Here is a 12,965-nt window from a genome sequence, read left to right as displayed (position 1 = left end):
TTTACTCTTAATAATTTAAATTTACTGAATGACAGTTATGCTCGTTTGTAAACGCTTTAGTTCTGCATCTTTTGCAACTTGGCGCAATATACGTTTAATATTACCTCTTACTTTTTCAAAAGGTTGTTTTACAATCGAAGGGCTTTGTTCTAATTTTACAATATGGTAACCAAACTCAGTTAGAAATGGTTCTGATATTTCTGAAGCTTGCAATTGATTAAATACCTTATCTGAAAATACAGGAGAGATTGCCCCTTTTTGCATCCAACCTAATTGACCCCCTTTTTTTGCAGAAACTAAATCTTCAGAATATTGTGACGTTATTTCATTAAACATAGCGCCTGTTTTTAATTTACTATAGGCTTCCATAGCTTTGCTATATTTAGACTGACGTTGCTGTTCAGTAGCATTATTATCCAATCTAAAAAGAATATGTGACACTTTCGCCTTTTCTTTTTGGTATTTACCTTGATTTTCAGCGTAATAATTTCTCATAGCAGTATCAGTGACAGCATTATCTAAAAACTTCATCAGGTAACGATTTAAAATTAAATCTTTTTTAATTTCAAACAATTCAGTTTCTATTTTTTGTTGATCTAAACTCCCTTCTTTTTCGATTGCTGCAATTAATGCTAAATTTTTTAAGTAATATTGCTTTGCTGATTGATATTGTTCTTCATTTTTACTATTTATTTTCTTTAATGATAAATAAGACTCTATCTCTGCTTTCGTAACTTGTTTATCACCAACTTTTGCCACACTTTCTGGCTTTGGACTACAAGCAAGCAAACCACTAATAACAACTACACCAAACAAGATTTTTAAGCCTTTCATCACAACTCCCTTTACCTAAAACAAATACAAAATCCGGCGAATTATACCCTAACTATTTAAAAATAGTGAGATTTATTTAATAAAAAGCACTTTTATTATAAATAAAAAGCGCTTTTTCATACTATTACTCAACCCAAGTTATAATTGCAGAGGTTTTATCTAAATAAGCTTTAAAAGCTGGATTTGCAGCGCCAAGTTTTAGCTGAATATTATCCATCACTTTTGAATTATCGATATCAGTTACTTCAACACGATTATTACCAAAATCAACATTTGCTCTATTAAGAAGCTCAATTGATTTAAATTGATGTATTCCCTGATAAGTTTTACCAACTAGATAAGATAAATCTTTATTACTTTCAACTACTAAGCTATTTTTAGTATTTGATATAATTGTGAGTATTTCATTTGTTTCATCATCAATATCTAAATCAATTGAACGTCCGATGAGGCTATGTTTAGGTTTTTCAAAAGAGTCATTCCATGGACCTGAAATAATAGTACTATCACAATATCCTTCTGGCTGTATCAACCACTTATTCTCATTTAAATCTGTCACACATTCTATCACTCCTTTTCCGGCATTTCGTATTACAGTACCTGAATCAGCATGGAGCATATGGCTATTGGTAATCCCATTGTCTATTTTAAAATGCCCTTGTTTACCGATATCATCTGCAATATATACTGTACCTGCTCCCGCTTCATAATTTCTGTAACTTATATAGTCAGTAGATGCAGTTGTGGTGTTTCCAGTATATGCTGTATGGTCATTTGTATAAATTGATATTCGCCCTCCACCACCTTGAGGATCATATGATCCTCCGCTTCTGCCTTTGGCTGAAATAGTACCAGAACCTGTTAACTTATCGCTTTGGATATGAATAGAGCCACCTGACCCACCTGGTTCACCATTCCTTACTCCACCATCAGCTGATATATCACCATTGAGTACAATATCTTTGGCATTAATTACAATGACACCGCCACCAGCTGTATCTAAACGATAATCAAGGTTCCAAGCATCTCCTGCTAGCCCAGCGAATTGTGCTTTAACATAAAAACCATACTGACAATCTTTAAAATCTCTATCGTTATAACGGCTTTTCACAACACCAGCATGACAACTATACTTTAAACTTCCTGGAAAGTTTTTAAAAGTAAAGCCCGCAGCAGTCGCTGTAATTGTTGAATATTCATCGATTTGAACAGTATTGGTGATATTAATTAATAACTGTTTTAATTGATCATATTGTGGACTTGATAATGCAAACCTTGAATATTTATAGGTATTTAAATTATTTCCTATTTTAATACCACCTAAGGAAAAAGTTTTCAAATGAGCACTTTGTTCAAGAACCATATTATTTTTTATTAACCACTCACCTTTAACTTGAATCAAAGAGTGATCATTCGAATATGATAAAATAAAGTCTTTCTCAATTGTTAAATCTCCCAATATTTTAAGTTCAACATCAGAATTTGCACCTACGTTTAAGGAGTTTTTAAACTCTACATCATGGGAAACAAGTTCTAATTTTGCACCAGATGTATTCAATTTGACTTCGCCATGTACAATAAAAGAATTCACCTGATTTTTAAATCTTAAGTTACTCCCATACTCTAAAATTAAATCTCCAAAGATTTCAATATCGGCACCTTCAAGGTCACCTGTGACTTTAGATGATTGGCCCAGTATAAAATCACCTTCAACTCTTAAGTTTGAATTCGCATGTAAGATTAAGTTAGCCGAATTACTCAAATTTATTGAGCCAAAAACTTTGATCTTATCAGCTGATATTATTTTAGTTTCACGATAATTAAACTCTAAATCATTTGGGATAATAATTTCTTTTTGATACAAACTTACATTATTTTCTGTCAGCCATGAGAGAGTCTCTGGATTATCAATTAAAGCTTTCAAAAAGATATTGTCGCCTAGATATGAGTTAGCCCGATCTAAGATAATTAACTTATCATTGCCTATATCTAATTTGCTATTTTCTGATAAATAAACGGAATCAAAAATATGAACACCGATTAATTCAAACGAAGCTTGATTTAAATAATTAAGATCTTCAGCTGAACTGATTGTTACGCTATTTTCGTCAAAATCTATGATTTCATAAAACTGGTTAGTTCCATTTTGTAAATCAACATACTCACCTTTTATGTTGAACCCTTTATTATCTTGCCAATTTGCATTAGAAACAGAAATTCTCCAATGCTGGTTTTCCAATGGTTCAACTTTTGTTATTACATGCTTTCCAATTTCAGGTAACTTTATCCAATTTGTTAGTGTTGTATCACCATCATAATTGACATCTGTTTTTAGCTCTAATCTACCATACCCCATGTTTTTATCTTTGATAAAAACAGTGCCCGTGTTAAATAAACCTTTATAGTTTTTACCTGTTATAATATCACCAGTAAAATTGTAATTTTCACTTATTAATGCTATCCGTCCTGAACTACCTAAAGTATCAACTTTATTATATGTCCCAGAAAAACCTAACGCATACATAGATCCATTACCTAATATTGTATCCGCCTCTAATAATATAGAACCAGCACCAGCGGCAATGACTTGCTCTGATATAGAATTCGATTCAGGGCTTACAGATATAGTGCCATTATTCTCTATTATTTGGGCTTTAATATTTAATACACCTCCACCCGAAAACTTAAGTGAGGTATTAATGTTGCATTTATTAATTTGATCACACCCTTTATGGTATAAAGCGCTTTTCCCTGGTGATAACGGATTTTTATAGTTACCAATAGAAATCGGTTTAATACTTTCAAAAGCAGTAGATAACGCCGAAGTTACATGACTACCCGCAAGTATATTTTCTGACTCTCCTTCAACTCTAACAGTTTTATCACCTTGCATAGAGTAAATACCAGCTTCTTCATTTATTAATAATTTTCCTTTTATTTCAAATTTGTTAGGGCTAATTTCAGAGAAATTAGATCCAGGGTAGCCAATATTTAACCTATCTTTTACAGTAACATCACCATCTACATTAATTTGACCAATACTATTAATAAATGCCTTATTTATAACAAGGTCACCTGCCACGTTTAGTTTCTTAAATGTATTGAATTTAACTGTAGCATTTATATGCGCATCTTGTTTAAAATCAATACTATTCGCAGAAATATCAAAACGGTTATCAAAAGTCATAGTATTATTAAATTGAATACTCTTTGCTGCTAATGAACTATAATTTGCTCTAAAAGAAATATCATCAAATACTAATTTCTGATCAATATAAATATCGACTGAGTATATATTTCCTGACTCTATTATTGATTTAATAGTTATAGGGTTTATATATCCCGCCCATATTTTAGTCTGGTAGTAATGACCATCATTTACTTCGACAATATCTTTACCAAAGCTCACCGTTGCATAAAATAATTCTAAGTTGTTAAAAGAATGTAAGCCTTGTATAACACCTGAAGACATATTCGATAAATCTTCAGTTGATTTAACAACTAAACTATTTTTTGTATTTGAAATTATTTGTGCTTCAACAGATGCATCAGAATCATTTGTCAATCGTATTTGTGTACCATCTAGTTCTCGACCTAAACTTTTTAAGTTATTAGCCCAAGGGTCATCATTTACAGTAATATTCCATAAATCATCTGCAATTAAATTGATATCATTTACCTGATGACTACCCACCGACAAAACAATGGTTGAGTCTGGTTCTAGTAAATCCAAAACAGACCAATTACCAGAAGCTTGATTTTGTTGAATCAACTGATTAATTGGTTTCATCTTTTCAAAATCCCCGGACTTCACTGCATTTTTATTTTCAATTAAATTTAGCGTTTCATTTCTCGCAAAAACCTCACCTCCACCTGAATCGGAAGGTTTTATCATGAACATTGAGTTTTCACTTTGTTTTTGCGCTAAATAAACAGTACCTGTAGCAGGTTCATTTGAAATGCCAATCAAAGTTGATAACCGTTTTAATTGCTCCATTTCAGGTGAAACAGTTTTTATTTGGTTATCTAAATTGAATGGATTTTGTATATCTTCAGGTCTACCTCCACCACCTCCATCACCGGTCACTTGGATATCAAATTTATCAGAAATAATTGCAACCCTACCATTGGATTGTGAATAATTAACCGTTTTACCTACTTTTATTTGCTCATCATAATCTGCAGATGTACTGATACTTTCAACAGCATGTGCTTCTCCACCCCAGCCACCAAAATAGTGCGATATAACTATATTTTCGGCATCAATAACTTTGAACTCATGGGCATCGATAAAAGCACTTCCTCCAGCACCGGTATTTTTACCATGTGAAAATTTAGGGTACTGAGAACCAATCGAAATCCAGTAGCTATTACTATCAACTTCTATGCGGTTTGCTTTTATATTGACAATCCCACCACCAGCACCATTTTCACCGCCTGACCCTGCGTATAATGGCTTTTTGTAACTACCATAACTACAAGATTCAACAGTTGCTGCGGCATGTGCACCAATACAATAATCATCAACAAAGCCAAAACCTACACCTTCAGGATACCCTGCACCATTTACAGAAATTGAGCCTTTAGCAGTGAGTTTCTGTCCAACTTTTAAACGTATAGGGTATAACTCTTTGGTTTGTTGATTAGCAGGCAACGCATGTATTGATCCTTCCTGTAGCATATTCAAGTCGACTACAAATTCTTCTGTTAAACCTAAATTTAACCTACCACTATCAATAGTTGTATTTGTATGAACAAATATATTTTTAGCTTTTATTGTATTAAAGTCCGATAAGTTTAAAGAACCAGTTATATCGATATTATGACCAATATGGCTTATCTCTCCTCCAATCATATTAAGATCTCCTGATATATATATATCTTCAGAACTAATAATATCTACAGTTGATGCTTTAGGATCATTATTTACGATATCGTACGTCACCAATAAACTGACTTCTGAAAAAGGAGCCGATTCTAGTACAGTTATATTATGTGTAGAACGCCAATTGTTGTTATGTAAGAAACACACTTCCTCATTATTTGGTTCTTCAGAAATACAATCCCACATATCAGGAGAAGTGACATGTAAATCCGCATTACCGTTGCCTCCTGACAATTTTACTGCAAGGTTAGTTGCTCCTTGGGGTATCTCAACATCAAAATATAAATGACCATTTTCAGAATTCAAATTAACTAAGTTTAACTCAGTAACACTCTGATTAATTTCTTCTCCAAGAATATATAAATCATTGCCAATTGATAATTTTTCGGTGTTCAAACGTAGATTTGAAACAGGTTTTACATCAAAGTTTCCTGCAACATTTAAATCTCCTGCAATTTCAACATTTACATCACCAATAACTGTTACGCTATCTGCAAATACAGGTCCGTCAAAAGTAACGCTTTCATTTTCCCATATAACATCACCTAAAGAGGTTGTTTCCGTTACAGTTAGATTTGATGTATCAAAGAATTGTCCGAAACTAACTTTTAATTCAGAAGTGCCTTCGCCAACTGGTGTAAAGCCTTGGTATGACGTAACGGCTACATTTGTGTCAGATGAAGTAAAAATAAGATCATAATAGCCAGGATCTGAAACATCTACTGAATAATTTCGTCCCTCTAATGTAACCTGAGCAATTACAGAAAGCATTATATCTTCAGATTGTGCACCTATATTGTAATTTACTTCTTTTGGTGTCACCTGAAGTGCTGTAACAAATTCAGGTTTGATACTACGACTGTTAAGATCGGTTGGATCTGAACCTGATGCTATTTCAATCGCATCACTAATGCCATCTCCATCAGTATCTTGTAAAGTTGGATCACTTCCCCATTGATATTCATCACCATCAGATAAGCCATCATCATCTGTGTCTTTATTAGTTAAATCAGAACCTAATGACAATTCAGTCAAATTATCTAAACCGTCATTATCATAATCTTCACGACCATCTTCTACACCGTTGTTATCCGTATCACGATTAGTAGGGTCTAATGATAACGTATGCTCAAGCCCATTATTAAGACCATCACCATCATAATCCCCTTCTAAAGTTAATAAAGGTAACGTAATTGTATTTGCAATGATTAAGCTTCTATTCGATATATGACCTGATAATTCTACGGATACAAGTTTACCCTCTTCTTGTTCAGTTACTGTAGGTACTGTAAAACTACCTTGATTGAAAATGAATTGTTGAGAAGTGCCATTAATTACAATTTGACCAGAACTAATATGTGATTTGGCTATATTCTCGCCAAAAGTCATGTCCAAACTCATTAGAGTATCAGTTAATAAGTAAGGTTTAGTTTGTGCTGCTATTTTCATATCAGCGCTATTAAAAGCAAGCGTTTGAAGTAACAAAGGATCTTCTTCAGCTAAACCAATTAATCCAGAATCTGTTGTTGTAAATTGATATTGAGTATTTAGTATGAGCTCATTATTTGGTAGAAATTCAACAGTTTGATTATCAATAAATGTGTATTGCCCATCAACTTCATTGCCATTAATATCAAATATGCTCAACACTTTATTTACAGCGGATTCAATAACTGGTTCTGTAAAACCAAAATTAATTGGTGTTATTATTGAATCTTCAACTGTTTGAACTTCAGATGAACTTATTGCAGGAAGTCGTTTCACAAAATCTAGCGTCATATTTGCAATTTTATTTATGGCTACATCTTCTTGAACACTTTCTAAGCTCAAATGTGTTTCTTCTATAAAGTTATCTGTAACCTGGATGCTTAAAGAGCCGGCATTCATAACATAAGTATTGTTTTGCTCTGCGTCTTTAAATAACCCATTATTAGTCAAATTAAATGTGACATTAAGGTTTGCGTCCTCTTCTTGGCCATTAATATCAACTTTACTGACTTGGTTACCGAAACTATCAGTTAATTGCATGTTAATTGTTGCTATTTCATCAACTTCAAGTATATCTGGTCTACCAAATTCATGATTGGTTATTTGAGAAATACTTAAGTCAAATTGTGCAGCTTTTCCTGCGATTAAATTTATAGTGATACCTGATATTTCACTATAATTTTGACCTTGTCGCTGTTGATATAATAGTTTTAACGATTGTGGGAAAGAACCAAGCTTATTTAGCTGATATGAACCAGATTTTTGTGGTACTGATACATTAATAATCGCAATACCTTGATCTAATTTCACATTGGCAACTTCTCCTACAAATACACCAGCGTCGTCATACTTATTAACAACCGTTATATTTTCTGCGAAGCCAAAATGGAAATCATTATGATCAAACATCAATTCAACAAATAAATCATTTCTATCAAATATTATATTTTCTGCTTGATCTGTCATTGATAACTTAACCTGACTCGTTTCGTTAACGACGATACTAGGTATATGATCAATAAGAATTTTTGCTGGTTCGCCAGGTAATATATCAACTAATATGACATCAGGACTGATATAAGGGTAATCTTTTAAACTGGCTACTAATTTATACTTACCGGCTTTGAGTTCCCATGCATCAAAATTTAATAAGCTATTTCCAATCTCATTTGACTCAATATTCCCAACTATTTTTTCCAATCCATCACTACTGATTAATTTAAATGTGACTGTTTGAAGTGGGACAGGCTTTGCTGAAATATCAAGTACATTAACGTTAAAATCGGCTAATTGACCACTTGGAATTTCTTTTGGATTGATACTTGATTGATTTAAATTATCAAACTGAATTAAATTCGGCTTTTGTGTCAAGCTGATACCGGTTTTTTCAGTCGTTGTCGTTTGACCTAGCCTATCAGTTAATTTAATGCTGATTTCAACTTTATCGCCGTCAACCAATTGTTGAGGTAACTCAATTGATGTACGAGCTTTATCACTACATCTATAATATTGTGTATTACAGATAGATTTTTCTTTCTGTAATACACCATTAAAATATAATTCTAATTTAACTTCTAGCTGCGAAGCTCCAGCATCATCTACACCATTTAGATTAGCAACATCTACGGAGATTACTTGGCCATATATTGCAGCATAAGGAGCTGTCAATACTAGAGCAGATGCATTAGGTTTCGTATCTACTTTAACTGGTAAATTAAAGGTTTGCTCTGTTATTTGACCTATATCATCTTTAATCGCAATGATTAAGTTTTGTGTAATATCACTATCTAAACGTTGTTGACGGATATCTTTTATTGATATTGTTTTTTCAAAATTTTTGCCTGATATATCGTAACTTCTTTCATAGTTTGGCCATTTAACATCAACTTCATCTAAATCAATATCATCCGACATATTCAATTTAACTGTAAAATGTCCTTTTTCAATTACATCAGTTGGTAATTGAATATCTACAAGTTCAGGATATGCATCTGATACAACTTCTACATGCAGTTCAGTAGTTTGTGTATTTTTAGCTTTATCTGTTGCTGTTAGGCTATAAACATAAGTTTTACCTAGCTCATGACCAGATTCAGTAATATTTATATTACCATCAGTAAAACCAGCCCAAATAACAGCTCCATCACGCTTAAGTAATACCAGTTCAATACCACTACCAATATCGCTATAATTTAACTGTAATTTAAAATCATGAGTATTTGGAACTTTACCTTGTTCAGCCAAAGGCGAATCTAATGAAATATTTACGATAGGCTTTTGTTGGTCTATTAATCTATCAATGCGTTTTGGAGTTGATTCAGTAAAATTACCATAAATATCAACTGCACGTGCTTTTATGTATTTACCACTGTCTGCAAGCTCAAAGTTTCTACGAACAACAAATTCAGGCCCATAATGTTTTCTTATCATTTTATATGGGCCATCAATTGAATCACTTAGATAAAATTCAACTTGACGTACGTCTTGATCTGTATTGCTTATTATTGCTTCCAACCTTAATGGACTTGGTATATAGCTTGGCTGTTTAAAGTCTAATGATACTTCAAACCTATTCACAGGCATGTCATCACTTTGAAGAATTAATTGTTTTTCTTCACTTGTTATTATTTCGCCATTTAAATCGATTGCTACAGATTTCAACTTAAATATCTGCCCATTTTTAAGCTCTGCAGGTATAAGTACATTAGTTGAAAATGGATATGTTAATTCTGTGGCTACTTTCACATCATTTATGTAATAAGTCACAGATTTTAGATTATGAGGTGAAGATTGTTCTATGCTCAAACGATCTCCAAGTTGATATACATGATTTATTACTGGTTTTGCTAGACCTGTATGAGGCGTTATTGATTGTTTATCTAACCAAATCAGCTCGAAACCAGATAAACCTTGGCCTAAAAGTGCTTGATCTCCATCTATTGATATTGAATTAATATCATTTTCAGCTACATAAACAGTATTTATAGCATTATTATTTTTAAGTGGTGAATATTTAAATTCGTTAGCTTGACTAAACCAAAGTGCACCTTGATGTATCGTAAATGATTGGACTTTTTCATCAAATAATGAATCACTTTGTTTTGTAGCTAAATTATATTTCCCTATACCAGTATCACTAGAGAAATATAAATTATCAGATAATAACTGAAGGTTGTTTAATTCTTCTCCACCCGCTAATAATTCTGTTATTTCTACATTAAAGTCATCAATAGGAAGAGAACCCGTTCTAACTTTATATAAGCTGCCACTTAATGTTGAAACATAAATAAATTCAAAATCTGATGTAATAGATACAATGGATTCACCAATAGCCACAACTAATTCACTTTCAATTTCGCTATTTAAAGACTTGAACTTTAGTTTATCACTGTGTGCAATAACCAAATTATTTTGATATATATCCATATCAATTAAATCAGCTTGCTTAAATAACCTCTCACTCTTTATAAGGGTATCTGAGTCAATACGATAAATTACACCACTAGATTCATCATATCCTAATATCTGATTTCCAATTTGTTTTAAGCGCTTTATATCTGCAGAATACGGTGCAGGGTATACCTCATTTATTTCAGAATGAGGTAAGTCCTCTTGTCGTGTTAAGGCATAACCTTGATTTGCTGCAATTGCTTGTCCATTTTTTAAAAGTACATTGACTGTATTTCCACGAATATTATGTGATTTAAACAAGCTTTTAATTTCACCATGGTTATATTTCCACGACCAAACATCACCTTGAGAGCTTTGTAGTTTACTATTAAAAACAAATAGCTCACCTTGAGTTTTGATGTCATACCTTGCAATTACAAATGGCTTACTTAAAGATATGCTTATTAAAATCCATTGCTGATTTTGGATATCATAAGTCCATAATTCATTATTAAACATGCCTAACTGGGATGTGTTTTTTATATCAAGCTGCCATGTGAACAGGTCATTATTTTCACTAATTTTAATTAATTTACCTGAAAGCGTTAATAACCATTTATCTTTAGCGATTAGCATTGCACTCAATTCATCACCTACATAAATTTGATTTAATTCTGTAGGCTTTGATAGTAAAACTTGTTCAAGTGAATATGTTGTCACTATCCATATTGAATCATCATCCTTTGCCAGTTGCTTGATTTCCCCTAATGAAAAAGTATTTTTAAGCTCTAAACTATTTCCAGATATTTTAAATTGTTTTAATTCACCTTTTACATTTGACGTCCATACTGTATCTCTTATAACTTCAATATCCTTGTAAGTATCATAAGACAAATATGTCCCTAGTATTTCAAATTCATTATTCGGGTCTACAAATACAAGTCCTATGCCTTCTAGAGCAACTAGCCATCTATCATATAAATAGGTTACAGCTTGCACTTTACCATCGAAGCGATTTAATAAGTCACCTTGTTCATTGAATAACTTTTCTTCATCAAAATAATAATTCTGCTGTGGTGTTACTATCTGATGATTATATGAAGATATTGGTGCATCCTGTGATATTTCATATGCATGCTTAACCCATACATTCTTCACTTCCTCATTTGTATTACCTAGTCCATCTTGACGTTTAGCCTCGATTTTAAGAAATTCGACATCTGGTACTGTTATTTCTAACGGCTCTGAACCACTTGCTAATACATTATCAAGTTCATCATATATCGTAATTTGTGCCTTAGGTCCTAACTGATTATTACTACTAGTAGAGATAAGTACTTTACTGTTTGTATAGGCACGCTCAGCAATACCATCAATTGAAAATGCTAATTTTGTTCTTTGAGGGACAACACGAATACCGACACTGTCTTCTATATAGTCAAAATGTTCGCCAAAGTATGTTCTCAATCTCACCTTATAAGTATCTAATGAGTCTAAACCAGATAATTTTAAAGCCATACTTCCAGATGATTTATCTCCAAATAATCGAGTAATTTCATTACCATTAAAATCCATCAGAACCAGCTCAATAAACCTTACATCATTTATATTTTCACTTAGATATTTTACAGTTAGCCAGTCACCTTCTTTATATCTACTATTATTGAGTGGCTCAGAAATATTCAGCTGACCATCTCCAGGCTCATTTTCCCTTACATTAACAGTTATAGGCGGAATCTCGATATCATTAACACTTAAATTAATGATTTGCTCTTGAACAGGACCTGATTTTAACCAGCTCCAACCATTTGATTTAGATTGTTCCAACAATATATTTTGTCCATTTATTGTTGACGCTTTACTGTTAAATATTCTGTTATTTTCTGGGTATATTAGATTAATAGGGGCAATGGCACCTTCAGCAATTTCAATAGGAAAGCCGCTTATTATCGAGCTTGCTTCTGTAAGTGGTGTATTATTTAAATTAAATTCAGTTGTAAATTCAATTTTATCTCTTTGGCGTTTATAAACACTTAACTTGCTACCAACAACATCTCCTCGTTTAATAGCTATTGTATTTTCATTAAACCAATATGCAGGGATAGGGTTATTATTCTCATCAATGAGTAATAAATCATGTATAGCTAATGATTTTTCTATCCCTTCGATATAAATACTCGTAGCATCTTTTTTAACTGCCATTGAAGAGAGCTGTGGATTAGTTGAATTTAATGTATAACGATGTATTTTTTGCTCATTAATTTTGTAGAAGCCAGTCCCTATACTAATAGGTTGTTGCCAAGGTAAAATCCCAACAACTTCACTTTCTTCAATAGCAACCCAATTAAATCCATGTATTTCATCGATT

At 32.5% G+C, this 12,965-nt stretch carries 2 protein-coding genes (1 of these 2 cut by a window edge); both read right to left on the bottom strand.

Going from position 1 to position 12,965, the window contains the following annotated elements; translation table 11 throughout:
- Positions 1 to 21: 21 nt before the first annotated feature.
- Entirely contained in the window at positions 22 to 834 is an 813-nt protein-coding gene (locus PSA_RS22060; protein WP_042143155.1) for a peptidylprolyl isomerase, read from the bottom strand.
- Between the two features lie 124 nt (positions 835 to 958).
- Positions 959 to 12,965: the 3' portion of an Ig-like domain-containing protein gene (locus tag PSA_RS22055; RefSeq protein ID WP_059365045.1), read on the bottom strand. It continues 25,517 nt past the right edge of the window; only the last 12,007 of its 37,524 coding nucleotides appear in the window; its start codon lies off the right edge, out of view; its stop codon occupies positions 959 to 961.

This window comes from Pseudoalteromonas sp. '520P1 No. 423' (genome assembly GCF_001269985.1).
Classification (GTDB): domain Bacteria; phylum Pseudomonadota; class Gammaproteobacteria; order Enterobacterales; family Alteromonadaceae; genus Pseudoalteromonas.
This window is presented reverse-complemented; position numbering and strand designations above follow the sequence as displayed.